The organism is Mycolicibacter algericus DSM 45454, from assembly GCF_002086455.1.
Taxonomy (GTDB): domain Bacteria; phylum Actinomycetota; class Actinomycetes; order Mycobacteriales; family Mycobacteriaceae; genus Mycobacterium; species Mycobacterium algericum.
The window spans coordinates 16969-34100 of sequence record NZ_MVHC01000025.1 but is presented as its reverse complement, the minus strand read 5'-3'; the positions used below and the strand labels follow the sequence as shown (position 1 = coordinate 34100).

Annotated in this window: 10 protein-coding genes; all 10 read left to right on the top strand. The window is 66.0% G+C overall.

From position 1 onward, the window contains the following. Positions 1–2817, top strand: coding sequence for a helicase-related protein (locus tag BST10_RS17835; protein WP_083039519.1), 2817 nt, complete (start codon positions 1–3; stop codon positions 2815–2817). After that, positions 2814–6737 (top strand): Eco57I restriction-modification methylase domain-containing protein, encoded by a 3924-nt coding sequence (locus BST10_RS17830; RefSeq protein WP_083039517.1) that lies wholly within the window; start codon positions 2814–2816, stop codon positions 6735–6737. The genes BST10_RS17835 and BST10_RS17830 overlap by 4 nt, the downstream gene beginning before the upstream one ends. Further along, positions 6734–8977 (top strand): McrB family protein, encoded by a 2244-nt coding sequence (locus tag BST10_RS17825; RefSeq protein WP_083039515.1) that lies wholly within the window; start codon positions 6734–6736, stop codon positions 8975–8977. The genes BST10_RS17830 and BST10_RS17825 overlap by 4 nt, the downstream gene beginning before the upstream one ends. After that, positions 8946–10151: an McrC family protein gene (locus BST10_RS17820; protein ID WP_083039514.1), complete on the top strand. Its 1206-nt coding sequence runs from the start codon at positions 8946–8948 to the stop codon at positions 10149–10151. Before BST10_RS17825 ends, BST10_RS17820 begins: the two co-directional genes overlap by 32 nt. Continuing rightward, a complete protein-coding gene (locus BST10_RS23910; RefSeq protein ID WP_235673608.1) occupies positions 10148–10867 on the top strand; it encodes a hypothetical protein in 720 nt (239 codons plus the stop codon). Before BST10_RS17820 ends, BST10_RS23910 begins: the two co-directional genes overlap by 4 nt. Before the next feature lie 101 nt (positions 10868–10968). After that, positions 10969–12873, top strand: a complete 1905-nt coding sequence (locus tag BST10_RS17810) for a hypothetical protein (protein WP_133054442.1) — start codon at positions 10969–10971, stop codon at positions 12871–12873. Positions 12874–12943: 70 nt separating this feature from the next. Beyond that, positions 12944–13495: an Rv1476 family membrane protein gene (locus BST10_RS17805; protein ID WP_083039510.1), complete on the top strand. Its 552-nt coding sequence runs from the start codon at positions 12944–12946 to the stop codon at positions 13493–13495. A gap of 252 nt (positions 13496–13747) precedes the next feature. Further along, positions 13748–15169, top strand: a complete 1422-nt coding sequence (gene ripA / locus BST10_RS17800) for an NlpC/P60 family peptidoglycan endopeptidase RipA (protein WP_371869218.1) — start codon at positions 13748–13750, stop codon at positions 15167–15169. A gap of 59 nt (positions 15170–15228) precedes the next feature. Beyond that, complete coding sequence (ripB, locus tag BST10_RS17795; protein ID WP_371869217.1) at positions 15229–15882, top strand: NlpC/P60 family peptidoglycan endopeptidase RipB; 654 nt, start codon at positions 15229–15231, stop codon at positions 15880–15882. Between the two features lie 133 nt (positions 15883–16015). After that, entirely contained in the window at positions 16016–17125 is a 1110-nt protein-coding gene (moxR1, locus tag BST10_RS17790) for a chaperone MoxR1 (RefSeq protein ID WP_083039552.1), read from the top strand. Positions 17126–17132: the final 7 nt, after the last annotated feature.

Here is a 17132-nt window from a genome sequence, read left to right as displayed (position 1 = left end):
GTGGGATTCGCTCCCGGCAATCTGGTGACGGCACGCGGCCGCGAATGGGTGGTGCTGCCCGAGAGCACCGCCGACTTCCTGGTGTTGCGCCCGATCGGCGGTATCGACGACGACATCGCCGGCGTCCTGGTCAGCGAGGGGGTCAGCCCGGCCACCTTCCCACCGCCGCAACCCGACGACCTCGGTGATCACCTGAGCGCCTCCCTGCTGCGCAGTGCTTTGCGGATCGGATTCCGCTCTACCGCCGGTCCGTTCCGCAGCCTGGCGTCGATCGCGGTGGAACCGCGTGCCTACCAGCTGGTTCCGCTGATGATGGCGTTGCGCCAGGACGTGGTGCGGTTGTTGATCGCCGATGATGTCGGTATCGGCAAGACCATCGAAGCCGGCCTGGTAGCCACCGAGCTGCTCAAAGTCGGTGATGCCCGCGGCCTGACGGTACTGTGCAGCCCTGCCTTAGCTGAGCAATGGCAAGGTGAGCTGCGCAGCAAATTCGGATTGGAAGCCGAACTGGTACTGCCCAGCACAGTGCGGCGGCTGGAGCGCGGCCGGATCGGCGCGGAGTCGATCTTCGAGCGGTACCCGATCACCGTGGTTTCCACCGACTTCATCAAGGGCGCGCGGCGGCGCTACGAATTCATGCGTACCTGCCCGGATCTGGTGATCGTCGACGAGGTGCACACCTGTGTGGCTGACTCCACCAGCACCGGAAGCGGGCGCACCCAGCGCTACGAACTGCTGCGCGAACTGGCCGCCGACTCCACCCGGCACCTCATCCTGGCCAGCGCCACCCCGCACAGCGGCAAAGAGGAAACTTTCCGCAACCTGCTGGGCCTACTCGACCCCGACCTGGCCACTGTCGACTTGGAACAACGCAAAGGCCGCGAACTGCTGGCCAAGCACTTCGTGCAGCGCCGCCGCGCCGACATCCGCCGCTACCTCGACGAAGACACCCCGTTCCCCAAAGACCGGCTGTCCACCGAGGTGCCCTACACCTTGAGCCGCGAGTACCACGCGCTGTTCACCAAGGTGCTCGACCACGCCCGCGAAACCGTCCGCACCGAAGACGGCGGTCTGGCGCGGCGGGTCAACTGGTGGTCCGCATTGGCGCTGCTGCGCGCCCTGGCCTCCTCACCGCGCGCCGCCGCGCAAACTATGCGGACCCGGGCCGCCGCCGCGGCGGCCGCCTCACCAGAAGAAGCCGACGCGATCGGCCGCGCCGTCGTCCTCGACCAAACCGACGACGAGGTCATCGACACCGCCGACACCACCCCCGGCGCTGACATCGACACCGCCGCCGGTGACGCGAGAGCGCGGCGGCTGCGCGGCTTCCTCACCGAGGTGGCCAAACTGGAAGGCAAGCCGGACAAGAAGATCGCCGCCGCAGTCAAGAGCGTCAAGGAACTGCTCGCGCTGGGCTGCGACCCGATCGTGTTCTGCCGCTTCATCGACACCGCCGACTACGTAGCCGAACAACTCAGTACCGCCCTTGGCAAGGATGTGACGGTGCGGGCGGTCACCGGAACGCTGCCGCCGGATGAGCGGATCGCCCGCATCGAGGAACTGGCCGCCGTCGAAGGCCGGCACGTGCTGGTGGCCACCGACTGCCTCTCGGAAGGGGTGAACCTCCAGGAGAACTTCCAGGCAGTGCTGCACTACGACCTGGCGTGGAACCCAACCCGCCACGAACAGCGCGAAGGCCGAGTCGACCGATTCGGTCAGACCGCAGACACCGTGCGCACCGTCATGCTCTACGGCAGCGACAACCAGATCGACGGCCTAGTCCTGGAAGTGCTGCTGCGTAAACACGCCGCGATCCGCAAAGCCACCGGTGTGTCGGTGCCGGTCCCCGACAACAGCGACGCCGTGGTGCAAGCCCTGATGGAAGGGCTGCTGCTGCGCGGCCGCGACGCCGAACAGCTCAGCCTGGACCTCGACGTGCAACAGCAACGCGACACCCTCTACGGCCAATGGGAATCGGCGGCCGAACGGGAAAAGATCGCCCAAACGAAATACGCCCAGCACGGCATCAAACCCGAAGAAGTCTCCGCCGAACTGCGCGACACCCGCGAAACACTCGGCACCAACACCCAAGTCGCCGAGTTCGTCGAACAGGCGTTACGGGCACTGCGCTCCACCGTCACCGCCGCCGACACCGGATTCACCGCCACGCTGTCTCCGCTGCCCCTCGGACTGCGCGACGCGCTGCCACCGGGACGCACCGATCCGCTGCACTTCGCCACAGACCTACCCGTCCGCCGCGGTGAGGCGGTGCTGAACCGCACCGACGCCTCGGTGGAAGCCGTCGCGCACTACGTGCTGGAATCCGCGCTCGACGCCAATCTGCCGGCCGAGCAGCGCCCGGCACGACGCTGCGCGGTGGTGCGCACCGACGCGGTAACCACACGCACCACGCTGCTGCTGGTGCGCTACCGATTTCACCTGCAACTGCCGTCCCGCGCGGGCGTCCGACAACTCGTCGCCGAAGACGCCGCCACGCTGGCGTTCGAAGGCGCACCCGCCCAGGCTCATTGGCTCGACCCGGACGCGGTCACCCCGCTGCTGGCAGCGACACCGTCCGGCAACGTGCCCGCGCCACAAGCCGAACAGTTCTTGGGCCGTGCCCTCGACGGGCTGCCCGACATCGCCGCGCATCTCGCCGAACACGGCCAACTCCTGGCCGAGCGGCTGCTGGCCGCGCATCGCCGGGTGCGCCGCGCCGCCGCCGAGGTGGTCCGCGGATTGAAGGTGACGGTCGAACCCGGCGCCGACGTGCTGGGCGTGTTCGTCTTCGTGCCACCGGCGGGAGGGGGCAAATGAGCCACAGCGCTTCGACATTCGTCGGCGTGCGCATCCAAGGCGGACTGCTGCCCGCCGACCTGCTGGGCAGGCTGGCCGCCCGCACCGGGGTCGACGGACTCACCTCCAACGACTATCACCTGGCCGCCGGCGAATCGGTCTCCGACGCCGCCAACCGGATCTGGGCCTACCTGCGCGGGGCGTGGACCACCTACCGGGAGGCGCTGGCGGCGCTGCCCGACACCGACGCCGCCACCGCCTTGACCCGGGAACGGTTCCTGCTGGTGCTGCTCGACCAACTCGGCTACGGTCGGGTGCCCACCACACCCAAAGGCGGTATCAGGGTGGGGGAGCACAGCTTCCCGGTTTCCCACCACTGGGGTGCGGTGCCGATCCACCTGCTGGGCCGGGTGCCGCTGGACACCCGCACCAAAGGCATGGCCGGCGCAGCTGGTGCGTCCCCACAGTCGATGACCCAAGAACTGCTCAACCGCTCCGATGAGCACCTGTGGGCGCTGCTGGCCAACGACACCACGCTGCGACTGCTGCGCGACTCCACCTCGCTGGTCGGTTCGGCCTACGTCGAATTCGATCTGGAAGCCATCTTCGACGGCGACCTGTTCGCCGACTTCCTGCTGCTGTACCTGCTGTGCCAGCAATCCCGGCTGGAGGTTCGCGACCCCGAGATCGGCCCGGCCTCGTGCTGGCTGGAGCAGTGGCGCCAAGACGCCCTGGACACCGGCTCCCGCGCCCTGAACCTGCTGCGCGACGGCGTCGTCGATGCCCTGCAGACCCTGGGCACCGGATTCCTCACCCACTCGGATAACACTGTGCTGCGCGGGCATCTCGCTGACGGCAGCCTGACCGTGCGCGACGTGCACGAGGCGCTGCTGCGGGTGGTTTATCGGCTGCTGTTCACCTTCGTCGCCGAAGACCGCGGCGTCCTGCTCGACCCGGCCGCCGACCCGACCGCCCGGCAGCGCTACCTGGAGTACTTCTCCACCGACAAGCTGCGCCGCATCTCCCGGCGCCGCCGCGGCGGCCGCTACGGCGACCGCTGGGAGGCGCTCACCCTGGTCTGGCGCGGCCTCGGGGACGAGAACGGGCTGACGCAACTCGGCCTGCCCGGCATCGGCGGGCTGTACGAGGACGGCGAACTGGATTTCCTCACCGACTGCGCATTGAGCAACGCCGCCCTGCAGGCCGCGGTGCGCTCGCTGTCGCTGGTGCGCGAACCCGGCTCGCAGGCTTTGCGGGTGGTCGACTACCGCAACCTAGGTGCCGAGGAACTCGGCAGCATCTACGAGGCGTTGCTGGAGTTCATGCCCTCCTGGGACCCGGCCACCAAGACCTACCGGCTGGCAGTGTCGTCGGGAAACCAGCGCAAGGACACCGGCAGCTACTACACCCCGACCTCGCTGGTGGAGTCACTGCTGGACACCGCGCTGGACCCGGTGCTCGACGACGCTCAGAAAACCGACGACCCGCAAGCAGCACTACTGAACGTCACCGTCTGCGACCCGGCCTGCGGTAGCGGGCATTTCTTGGTCGGCGCCGCCCGGCGCATCGCCAAACGGCTGGCGCACCTGCGCACCGGTGACCCCGAGCCCGCCCCGGAGGCGGTGCGCACCGCGATGCGCGATGTGGTGGGCCGCTGCATCTACGGCGTCGACGTCAACCCGCTGGCCGCCGAGCTGGCCAAGGTGTCGCTGTGGATGGAAACCCTCGACCCCGGCAAGCCACTGGCCTTCCTCGACGCGCAGATCAAGGTCGGCAACGCCCTGGTCGGCGCCACCCCAAAACTGCTTGCCGACGGCCTTCCCGACGAAGCGTTCAAACCGATCGAAGGCGACGACAAGAAGATCGCCGCCGCCGTAGCCAAGCAGAACAAGGCCGAACGCAACGCCCAAGCCGGCCTGTTCGACGTCGACATGGCTGCAGCTACCGGCAAACTCGCCGAGCAAGTCCAACAAGTGGTCTCCGCGCCGGCGCTGTCGCTGGCCGATGTGCACGTCCAACGCAAACGCTGGAACAGCTACACCCACTCGGCGGACTACCAGCGCCAACACCTGGCCGCCGACGCCTGGTGCGCGGCGTTCGTCTGGCCCCAAACCCCCGGCGCACCCACCGCGCCGACGCAGCACACCATTGCCGCGCTGCTCGACGGCACCGACGCGCTCAGCGCGGCCTCCCGCGCCGAAGTGGAACGCCTAACTGCCGAATACCGGTTCTTCCACTGGCATCTGGAGTTCCCCCACCTGTTTCCGGTGACGCCCGAGGCCGGGGACATGATCAACCCGGCCACCGGCTGGGCCGGCGGGTTCTCGGTGCTGCTCTCCAACCCGCCGTGGGAGCGGGTCAAACTGCAAGAACAAGAGTTCTTCGCCGCCCGCGACCCCGATATCGCTACCGCACCCAACGCCGCGGCCCGCAAGCGGCTGATCGCCAAGCTGCCGGCCGACAACCCGGCCCTGTACGCGGCCTTTACCGCGGAGAAACGCCGCGCAGAAGGGGTTTCGCACTTCATGCGCAACTCCGGCCGGTACCCGCTGACCGGGCGCGGCGACATCAACACCTACCAGATCTTCGCCGAAGCCGAACGCAACCTGATCGCCGCCACCGGTCGGCTCGGCATCATCTTGCCCACCGGCATCGCCACCGACGCCACCACCCAGTACTTTTTCAAAGACCTGGTCGTCAACGGGTCGATCGCCAGCCTGTACGACTTCGAAAACGCCAAGCCGCTCTTCGAGGGTGTGCATCGCAGCTTCAAGTTCTGCCTGCTCACCCTGGTCGGGCGCGACAGCCGGGAACCGGCAGCCGACTTCGCGTTCTTCGCCCACGACCCCACCGATCTGCAACGGCCGAACGTCCGCTTCACGCTCAGCCCTGATGAGATCACCCTGCTCAACCCCAATACCGGCACCTGCCCGGTGTTCCGCAGCCGCCGCGACGCCGAAATCACCCTCGGCATCTACCGCCGCGTCCCGGTGCTCATCCGCGAAGGTGACCCCGACGGAAACCCCTGGGGCATCAAGTTCATGCGGATGTTTGACATGTCCAACGACTCGCACCTGTTCCACACCCGCGAGGAGTTGGAGGCCGACGGCTGGGTGTTGAACGGCAACGTGTTCGAGCGAGGTAAGGAGCGGATGCTGCCGCTGTACGAGGCGAAGATGATCCACCACTACGACCACCGCTGGGCCACGTATGAGCGCGACGGTACCGTCCGCGACGTCACGCTGGCAGAGAAGCAGGACCCGGACTTCGTTGTCATGCCGAGGTATTGGGTGGGCAAGAGGGAGGTGGACGCCAAGCTTGGCGGTAAGCGCAGTTGCGACTGGCTGCTGGGATGGCGCGATATCAGCCGCAGTACGGATGAGCGCACGTGCATAGCAGCGATGTTCCCGCGGGCTGCCGTAGGAAACCAAACGCCGCTAATACTGCTGGGGTCCGAGGCTGGAGTCGAGGAACGATGTCTTCAGGCGATCCTCTCGGCTTTTGTGCTGGACTTCGTTGTACGGCAGAAGCAAAGTTCAACGCATTTGAATTTTTTCATCTTCATGCAGATTCCGGCTCTCGCGCCCTCCGACTTCTCTCGTCGAACTGAATGGACAGGGACGCAGGAGACGTCTGATTGGGTTGCTACACGTGTCGACTGGCTTAATGGCCAAGCTGGGTGTGAGTCTCGGCGCCAAGTCCGCGCGGAACTCGACGCCGCCCTCTTCCACCTCTACGGCATCAAACGCGACGACGTCGACTACATCATGGAGACGTTTCCAATCGTCAAGCGCAAGGACATCGCCGAGCACGGCGAATACCGCACCAAGAAACTGATCCTGGAGGTTTACGACGCAATGGCCGACGCCGAGCGCACCGGAGTTCCGTATACGTCGCCCCTGGACGATCCGAGCATGACGAGCAAAGCAGGTGCGCGATGAACGAGGTTGGGACCTTCGCCAGTGGAGCCGCCGTCGCGGTCGAAGCCGTCGGCCGGCGCATCATCGATTCGGGTCTGGGCAAAGACGATTCGCTGCTGACACCCGGTCAGCCGATCTGGACGATGGCGAACCTGGACGAGTTGACCCGCGATTATGTGGACCGGCCCAACGCCGGTCCCGGCGGCTTTTTCGAAAAGCTGCAGCTTCAATTGGCCGACTCGTCGCCGGCCGCCGTGCAGTTGTTCGCCGAACTGCTGATCCTCAACACACTTCCCATTGAGAACCTGGGCGGGGCGCTGAAGGTCAAACAGGTCGAGAGCGTGCTGAAAATGAGCGGCGACCCGGTGGGCCTGCCGGAGGATGTCGAAGCTGCCCTCGCGGGCGGTGGTGTGTTCCACGGAGGCCAAGCCTTCACCACTTACCGCTGGGCGCAGATTGTCTACCTCATTGAGGTCGCTCGCCACTTCAAGTCGCTGCCCGGGCAGCGGCAGGTCGATGCACTGGACGATCCGCTGATCTTCCGCGACGAGGTCAACGCCGTCCCCACCGGTCAGGCGGCACAACGCCAGTCGCTGCTGTATCTGGCCTTCCCCCATTTCTACTTGCCGGTCGTCAACGTCGAGCACCGAAAGCTGCTGCGCGACAGTTTCGCCGGCACATACCTGGCGACACCGACCGGGGACCTCGACGCCGATATCGCCCAAATTTACGAGGCCATCACCGACGCCGAGGGCGGGCATGTCGACCTCTACGCCAAACCGTGGATCGAACGCTGGCTGAAGAAACCCGAGCCCCCCGTCCGGCGCGCCTGGAAAGTCCACGGCGCTGGCGTCAAAGGCCAAGACATGGTGCCGATCTGGCGCCACAAGAGCACCATCTCGCTGGCCGGCAGTCTGCTGCGCGCGGTCGCGCCCGGCATCGGCCGCGAGGAACTGAAAGCGATTGTCGACGACGATTACGGATCCTCTGGCTACGCCCAGCGCCAGGAGAAGCTCGACGAGTTCGGGGCATTCCTCAACCGGATGCACCCCCAGGACGTCGTCGTCACCGTCAGCCAGGGCCGAGTGTATTTCGGAGTCATCACCGGGGATGCCGAGTACGTCCAAAGCAGCGACGGGCGCTCCAATCTGCGCCGCCCGGTCAAGTGGTACGACAACTCGCTGCCGCTGACTGAGCTGCCCGATGAGGTCGCAGCCCGCCTGGGTGCCCAGGGTGAGGTGCTCGATCTGAGCCAGCACCTCGATACCTTGGTCGCGTTGGCCGAGCGGCGCCAGCCCCCGGCCGGCACGGCCGGGATGCACCTGCCGGACGCCACCGCCGAACTGGCCGAACGACTTTACGTACCCCGGTCATGGCTGCAGGAATGCGTCGAGCTGCTGCGCGACCGCCCACAGCTGATCTTCTACGGCCCACCGGGTACCGGTAAGACCTACATCGCCCAGGAACTTGCCCGCCACCTGGCCACCGAACCCAACGTCAAGATCGTCCAGTTCCACCCTGCCTATTCCTACGAGGACTTCTTCGAGGGCTATCGGCCCACCGGGCAGAGCGACGGGCAGGTCGGGTTCGCGCTCAAACCCGGGCCGCTGCGCTCCCTAGTGGACCGGGCCAACGAAAACCCCACCGCGGTCTACGTTTTGATCATCGACGAAATCAACCGCGGCAACCTCGCCAAGATCTTCGGCGAGCTGTATTTCCTGCTGGAATACCGCGACAAAGCGATCGACCTGCTGTACTCCTCCGACGACACCGAACCGTTCACGCTGCCGAAGAACATCGTCATCCTGGGCACGATGAACACCGCTGACCGCTCCATCGCTCTGGTCGACGCCGCGATGCGGCGCCGGTTCGCCTTCCTGGCCCTGCACCCCTCGGAGGAACCCACCAGCGGCATCCTGCGCAAGTGGCTGGCCGACAACGGCCACCCGGCCAAGGTGGCTGATCTGCTCGACGAGCTCAACGCGCGCATCGATGACGCAGACTTCAAGATCGGACCGTCGTACTTCATGCGGCGGGCGGTCTATGCCGGTGGCGAGCGCGGGCTGGAACGGGTGTGGCGCACCGCCATCCTGCCGCTGCTGGAAGAACACCACTACGGCGACCGTTCGGTGGATGTGATAACGCAATACGGGTTGGCAGCGATCGAAAAGGCGGTGCAGGCCAGGGTCGACGTCGCCTATCCGCCTGCCGTCTCGACTGTGGAACACGATGACAGCATCGCCGCCGCTGACCCTCACTGAGGGCGGCGATTCACAGACCGTCGAGCTGACCGGTGGCGAGTACCGCGCATTCCAGCAGCTCAGTCTGGTCACGGTGACCCCGACGCTCGACCCGGGCCGCTACGAGGTCGCCGCCGGGCGCAAGGTCGGCGCGGTCACGGTGGGGGAGCGCCAGCTCATCGTCCGCCCCAAGATCACCGACCTGAACCGGCTGCTGTTCTTGATCGGCTACGCCAAAGACCAACGGATCTGGCGCGACGATCAGGTCGACCTCATCAGCGCCGACGAACTGCTGCCCGGCATCGCCGAAGCCTTCAGCCGGCTTGCCTCGCGCGCCGTCGACCAGGGAGTGCTGCAGGGCTACCGCACGGTCCGCGACACCCTGCCGGTGCTGCGGGGGCGGCTGCTCGCCGCCGAGCAGATGACCCGGCTCTACGGCCTGCCGGTGCCGGTCGCGGTGGAGTACGACGACTTCACCGTCGACATCGCCGAGAACCAGCTGCTGCTTGCCGCCGCGCTGCGGCTGCTGACCGTGCCGCGGATCAGCGAGACGGCCAGGCGCCGGCTGCGTCGGCTGCGGCGAACCCTCGCCGACGTGTCGGTGCTCTCCCGCGGTGCCGCCCTGCCGCGCTGGCAGCCGAGCCGGCTCAACACCCGTTACCATTCGGCGCTGCGCTTGGCAGAGATCGTGCTCGCCGCCGAGTCTTTCGAACACCGGGTCGGAGGTCTGCGGGTCACCGGCTACATGTTCGACATGTGGCGGGTGTTCGAGGATTTCGTCACGGTCGCGCTCACCGAGGCATTGACAACGTCCGGATGGCGGTGTGAACAGCAGGCGGCACTGCACCTCGACGATGAACGTCAGGCTCCGATGCGCCCCGACCTACTGTGCCGCAGGCATGGAGTGCCGGTGGCGGTCATCGACGCCAAATACAAGGCCGAACGTTACGACGGATTCCCCAACGCCGACCTCTATCAGATGCTGGCGTACTGCACCGTCCTGGGGCTGGGGGAGGGACATCTGGTCTACGCCAAGGGGAATGAACCGGTGAGCGTACACACCGTGCGGCGCTCCGGCATCGTGGTCCACTGCCACGCCCTTGATTTGGCGCTGCGGCCGGCTGACCTGCTGCAGCAGATCGATGGCTTGGCCGTCCAGTTTTCGTCAACCACAATCGAAAAAGGAGTGCAGTGACCGACCCGACATCGTTCCGCCTGGACACACTCGACCTCGCATCCGAGTTCGGCTGGGAGGTAGACCATCTCTCGCGTCTCGACGAGTTCAGCAAAGACGACATCACAATTCTGGCGCAGTACTCCTCCGACGACACGATCACCAGCCTCACCCGAACCCGGCCGAACCGCGCCGACGAAGCCTTCTCGGCAGACTCGCCCGGGAACGATGAGCGGCTCCGCGTGTGGTTGACGGGCCGAGCATCGGCGACCGCTACGTCGGGTACCGGACTGTTCCAGGGGCTGAAGATCAAATTCGACCGTCGGGACACCGATCCCTGGGCGCCGGAGGAATTCGTCGATGCGGTCGAAGACCAATCCGATCGCGCCTTCCTGCACAGGCTTCTGGAGCTGGTGCAGAAGACCAGCCGGCTTCCGGCGAGGGGCGATTATTGCCACCTCTTCTTCGGTCAGCGCCCCGGCGGCGGGATGTTTGTCTACCCGTTCATGCGCAGGTTCCCGCCGTACAAATTCAAAGTCGATGCCGGGCAGTTGATGATCGCCGGCTGCTGGAAGAGCAACTTCAAAGGCGTCAGCGAGCATCCCGGCTTTGCAGAGCTGGCTGCGATGCTGGGTCTCGATCACACCGGCTCGGCGCCGTGGACGCCGGTCTCGGACCTCGACCCCGACAAGCTGTGGGAGGTCGGCGAAAGGGTTTCACGTGCGATTAATCCGTAGGTGGGCCAAGGGAACGCAACTGCCTTGGCGGTATTTCCAGGGCCAGTCACGTCGGTCCATCTCTGCTGCTGCTCGGGCCGCAATGCACGGTAGGTGAACTGATGGCCGCAAGAGCAGTAGACGTGACGGTGTACCGGGCCGGCCGATCCGTTTCGGCCCTGTCCCGCAGGCCCGTTCGCATCATGCCCCCTGCGATGCATGCGGGGGTGGTGTATCAAGGCGTGGTCTATCCGTTGTATGCCGGCGACATCATTCGGTTGGAAGACAATCCGCTGGGTAAGGAGCTCTGTCACACGTTCGTGACTGCTGGACAACACATCCCGTACGCCCCTGAGTCAGGCTCAGTGGAGGCGGTCTGTCGGATAGACGCCTGGCACCTCGAATCCAACAAATTCGGCCACTACTTGGTCTTCGACTCATCGCACGAGTCCGCGAAGCTGCTCGTCAAGATCGTCGAGCAGGCCGGCCTGGGCGTAAAGCGGTGGGATGAGAGCACCCGCCCCGCCGACAACGGTGCGTTCTACGATTGGTTCATCCGCCTTGAATTCGACGGGACGCGCGAAGAGTGCCTGCAGCGACTGGATTTGCTCTTCGTCGCCGAGGATGCCGAGGACTCTAAGGATGGCGAGGATTCGCTGCCTGCTCACACTGAGAACGCGAACGGCGCTGACGAACCAATCGCGGGGAAAGGACACCTCGCAGATGCGGTGTTTGCGGCAGGCATCGAGTCTATCTCCCGTGAAGACGCCGTAGATCGACTGGCCTTCTTTGATCACGACGCGGGCGACCACGATGGGTACCTGGCTTGGCGGTTTTGCGAGACGTACACCCGGCCTGGCCAGGTGATAGATGACTCCGATATGGGCCAACTGCAGCGGATGCGGTCAATTGTGCTGGACGTCAAAGAACTCGCCGCGCGCCTTTCGTCGCAGTATGGCCGGTTCTTGGAAAAACGGCCACATCTGGCGCGACAGGCGCTGCAAAAGGAACTCGACAAAGCCGACCTCGACGCCAGTTGGCGTTCACCAGACGATGCCCTTCGTCGCGCCAGGTCCAGCCTGACATTCCTACGCCACGCCGTCATCTTGACGTTTGGCAGCGAGGATTACCAAGGCAAGCTGCATCCGCTGCTTGATCAGCTGATGCCGCCGCCAGAAGCGCCAGCGGGTGATGCGCCGCGGAACGTGATCGCCGCGATCGGCAACCTCCGACGCATGATTACCCTCGTTGAAGAATTCTTCTCCGGTGAAACAGACGATCGGCCGCTGCTGTGTGGTGTTAGCCGTGACGAGGTTCTGGCGGTGGAAGCCGGCGAATTTGACTTCCTTGTTGACCTTCCTGCGGCCGATGCCGAAGTCTCGGCACTTGTTGCGTTGGAGGATCTTCCGTTTCAAGTCCTGCCGCCGGGTGAACTGGTTCAGTCGTTCGTCGATGCATTGCGCAGATCTGGTGGCAGTCTCGAGAGAACGGTTGATCCACGCCGAACTCAAGTCCTGCAGGATTTGGCAGAGCATTTTGATCAACGACGATGCACGGTGACTCGCGGAGCGTTTTCGGCTGCATACGAGGACAACGGTTATGTCGTCCTCCGCCTGCCGGTGGCAGGTGGCGCTGGAGAAGATGCCGTAGCGATCAGTCCATTCAAGGGCGAACACGCCACCTACGTGGTGCGGCACGGCTGCGGTGCCAAACGGCCGTGGACGGCAGTGCTCAGCCAACCGAAAAGGGAGGCAAAAGCACTCGGCGCACGGCGGCTGACCTTCCAAGTCAATCTGGATCATGGCATCGACGTGTACGAGGCGATGTTGAGCAAGCTCATCGCGTTGCTGGAGTGCGAGCAAGACGAGTTTGACCGCTACGAGTACTACTTCGACTATCAGCAGGGCCGCTACCGGATGCGTGAGCCGTTCGGTTACGGCGATGGCTATGTGCAGGCCGCTTCACCCCTGCCGACGGCAGGGGTGAATGCCTTCCAGCGGATTCGGAGTTGGTTCGGCTCGAGGTGATCTACTCTCAGGCGCAATCCCGGCGTGCAGGCTTCCTTGCTCCGTGCCTGCGTTGCTACCGTCAACACCCGTGACCACCCCGCACCCGCCGGCCTACATCCCCGGTGAGCTCTGCATCACCGTCGGCCTGGACCCGGCCACCCCGCCGGATGAGTGCATGGAGCTGGTCAAGATCGACGTCGCGGCCGACGGGGTCAGCGCCCCGGCCGCCGACGTGCCGGCGTTGCGCGACATCGTGGCAGAGGCGGCCGGCAACGGCATCGACCTCAAGATCGTCGAAGTGGCCCGCAACCCCGGGATGGACACCGCGCTGCGCGACGTCGCCACGGTGGTGGGCTACGACTACCCGGACGCCACCGTGCTGGTGCTCAGTACCACCTATGTCGGCAGCTACAGCGGGCAGTTCCACCGATCGAAGTTGGAGGCCGCCGAGGACCACGCCAAGACCGGCGATCCGGTGGTCTCCGCGCAGAATTTCCTCACCGAGTTGAACAGGCCCGATCTGCCCTGGACCGGCTTAACGGTGGTGTTGCTGGTGGGGGTGGCAGCAGCCGCTGTCGGCACTCGGTTCCTGCAACGACGCAGCAAAGCTGCTGCCGAGCGCATCGATGACAGCGAATAGCCATACCAGCTGCTGAAACTCTGACGCAGGGGTGGATAGCGCTGTCATTCAAATGGCTGTAGCAAACTACTAGGTCACCATTCGGTCACAAGCCGAATAATTACAATAACGTAGTTTGTTACGAACGTTTCTCCAGTGATTGATGTGACGTATGGTTCAAAAGTCGCAGGTGTTGCACCTGTGCTTTAGCACCGGCCGAAGTGCTGCGCCGAGACGTCCATAGTCCGAGGAGATCCAAGCCGAATGAGACGCATCCGCTGTGGCTCCAAAGGCTCTGTCTTCGCGCCGGCCGCCCGGCTCAGCCGCACCGCCGCAGCGTCGGCTGTCAGCGCCGCCATGCTGCTGGGCACCCCGGGTCTGGCGACCGCTCAACCGGTATCGGACCCGGACGGCATCGCCGCGCTGATCGCCGCGGTCGCCGACGCCAACCAGCAGTTGCAGGAACTGGGCGCCCAGATCCAGCAGCAGAAGGAGAGCGTCAACAAGGCGCTGGTGGAGCTGCAGACCGCACGCGAGGACGCAACCGCCGCCGAACAGGAGGTGGAGGCCGGCCGGGCGGCGATCGTCGAAGCCGACGCCAAGATCATGGCCGCCCAGCAGCGGTACAACACCTTCGCCGCGTCGACCTACGTCCACGGGCCCTCGGAGAGCTACCTGACCGCCCGCGACCCGTCGGAGATGATCGCCACCGCCGCCGCCGGCCAGACCCTGGCGCTCAGTTCCCAGCAGGCGCTGGACACCCTGAAGCGCTCGCGTATCGAGCAACTCAACAAGGAGTCGGCCGCCCGGCTGGCCAAGCAGAAGGCCGACCAGGCCGTCGTCGACGCGCAGTCCAGCCAAGACGCGGCGGTCAATGCGCTCACCGACGCCCACCGCAAATTCGGTGAACAGCGCGGTGAGATCACCCGCCTGGCCGCAGCGCGCGACCAGGCGCAGGCCCGGCTCGCCGCGGCCCGCCCGTCACGGCCCGACGCCGCCCCGGCGCCCGGCGCGCCGGCCGGTGACCGGTGGGGCAACCCGGCCGGCCCCGATACCTCCGGCGCGGCCAAACGCTCCGATCAGTGGGATGGCCCGTGGGATCCGACCCTGCCGATGATCCCCAGCGCCAATGTTCCCGGCGACCCGATCGCCGTCATCAACCAGGTGCTCGGGATCTCCCAGACCTCGGCGCAGGTGACCTCGAACCTCGGCCGCCAGTTCCTGCAGTCGCTCGGGCTGGCCAAGCCGGAGGACTCCGGCATCAACAACGGCCGCATCCCGCGGGTGTACGGCAGGCAGGCCTCCGAATATGTGATCCGGCGCGGGATGTCGCAGCGCGGCGTGCCCTACTCGTGGGGCGGTGGCAACGCCGCGGGGCCGAGTCGCGGCATCGGATCCGGTTCGGGCACCGTGGGATTCGACTGTTCCGGGCTGATCCTGTACGCCTTCGCCGGGGTGGGCATCAAGCTGCCGCACTACTCGGGCTCGCAGTACAAGATGGGCCGCCAGATCCCGACGGCGATGGCGCGCCGCGGCGACGTCATCTTCTACGGGCCGGGTGGCAGCCAGCACGTGACGCTCTATCTCGGCAACGGCCTGATGTTGGAGGCCCCCGACGTGGGGCAGCCCGTGAAGGTGTCGCCGGTGCGTAAGAGCGGCATGACGCCCTTTGTAGTCCGATACATCGAATACTGACGGCGGAGCGAATGCGACAGATGGCAACACGTCTAGCCCGCGTCACCGGGGTGCTGCTCATGGCGATCCCGGTGATGTTGAGTCTGGCCGGGCCGGCCGAGGCCGAACCCGGGTGGGACCCGACCCTGCCCGCGACGATCAGCGCCGGAGCGCCGGGTGACCCGCTGGCAATCGCCAACGCGTCGTTACAGGCCACCGCGCAGGCCACCCAGACCACGATGGACCTGGGCAAGAAGTTCCTGTCCGGTCTCGGCTTCAACGTCGGAGACGAGGCCGTCAGCAACGTCGCGCCCGGCCAGCGGGTGCGGGGCCAGCAGGCCATCGAGTACGTCATCCGCCGCGCCGGCTCGCAGCGCGGGGTGCCGTACTCCTGGGGCGGCGGCTCGCTGACCGGTCCCAGTAAGGGGATCGACTCCGGGGCGGGAACGGTCGGCTTCGACTGCTCGGGATTGATGCGCTACGCCTTCGCCGGTGTCGGGGTGCTGATCCCACGGTTTTCCGGCGACCAGTACAACGCCGGCCGGCACATTTCACCCAGCCAGGCCCGCCGCGGCGACCTGATGTTCTGGGGTCCCGGTGGTGGTCAGCACGTCGCCATCTTCCTGGGTGGCGGCAAGATGCTGGAGGCGTCCGGCAGTGCCGGCAAGGTCGTCGTCAGCCCGGTGCGGACGGCCGGGATGACGCCGTATCTGACCCGGATCATCGAGTATTGACGCACCCGGGTGGGACCGTACGTCGACGGATGCTGTGATCCCTGGAATAGTGAAACGCGGGCACGACGCTGCCCCTCGGCTGGAGTGCCGTGCCAGCAGTTGTGTCTGACCGACCTTTGTGGAGGATTTCTCGATGACGTCATCGGATGGGACGCCCGCGGGCGCCAGCGGTTTCCCCGGCCCGGAGGGTGCCTCCAGCGCCGGCTCAGGCCTGGCCGCCGACGTACACGCGCTGGAGCGGGCCATCTTCGAGGTCAAGCGTGTCATCGTCGGGCAGGATCAGCTCGTCGAGCGCATCCTGGTCGGACTGCTGGCCAGGGGCCACGTGCTGCTCGAGGGCGTGCCCGGGGTGGCCAAGACGCTGGCCGTGGAGACCTTCGCCAAGGTGGTCGGCGGGTCGTTCGCCCGCATCCAGTTCACCCCGGACCTGGTCCCGACCGACATCATCGGGACCCGCATCTACCGGCAGGGCCGCGAGGAGTTCGACACCGAACTCGGCCCGGTGATGGTCAACTTCCTGCTGGCCGATGAGATCAACCGGGCGCCGGCCAAGGTGCAGTCGGCGCTGCTGGAGGTCATGCAGGAGCGCAAGGTGTCCATCGGCGGCAAGACCTTCCCGTTGCCCAACCCGTTCCTGGTGATGGCCACCCAGAACCCGATCGAGCACGAGGGCGTCTACCCGCTGCCGGAGGCGCAGCGCGACCGCTTCCTGTTCAAGATCAACGTCGGCTATCCCTCGCCGGAAGAGGAGCGCGAGATCATCTACCGGATGGGTGTCACCCCGCCGGAACCCAAGCAGATCCTCGGCACCGGTGACCTGCTGCGGTTGCAGGGCCTGGCGGCCAACAACTTCGTGCACCACGCACTGGTCGACTACGTGGTGCGGGTGATCACCGCGACGCGGGTGCCCGAGCAGTTCGGCATGCCGGATGTGAAGAACTGGCTGTCCTTCGGTGCGTCACCGCGCGCCTCGCTGGGCATCATCGCCGCCTCGCGGGCGCTGGCCCTGGTGCGCGGCCGCGACTACGTGATCCCGCAGGACGTCATCGAGGTCATCCCCGACGTGCTGCGCCACCGGCTGGTGCTGTCCTACGACGCGCTCGCCGACGAGATCACCTCGGAGATCGTCATCAACCGGGTGCTGCAGACGGTGCCACTGCCGCAGGTGAACGCCGTTCCGCAGCAGCCGCATCCGGCGTCCCCGGGTGCCCCGACCGCGGCGGCTGTGGCCAGCGGTCGGTGAGCGACCC

What these genes read in the sequence shown, in the direction of transcription:
- BST10_RS17830 (WP_083039517.1), top strand. Translation starts at nt 2,814, where the DNA reads ATGAGCCACAGCGCTTCGACATTCGTCGGCGTGCGCATCCAAGGCGGA.
- BST10_RS17825 (WP_083039515.1), top strand. Translation starts at nt 6,734, where the DNA reads ATGAACGAGGTTGGGACCTTCGCCAGTGGAGCCGCCGTCGCGGTCGAA.
- BST10_RS17820 (WP_083039514.1), top strand. Translation starts at nt 8,946, where the DNA reads ATGACAGCATCGCCGCCGCTGACCCTCACTGAGGGCGGCGATTCACAG.
- BST10_RS17810 (WP_133054442.1), top strand. Translation starts at nt 10,969, where the DNA reads ATGGCCGCAAGAGCAGTAGACGTGACGGTGTACCGGGCCGGCCGATCC.
- ripB (WP_371869217.1), top strand. Translation starts at nt 15,229, where the DNA reads ATGGCGATCCCGGTGATGTTGAGTCTGGCCGGGCCGGCCGAGGCCGAA.
- moxR1 (WP_083039552.1), top strand. Translation starts at nt 16,016, where the DNA reads ATGACGTCATCGGATGGGACGCCCGCGGGCGCCAGCGGTTTCCCCGGC.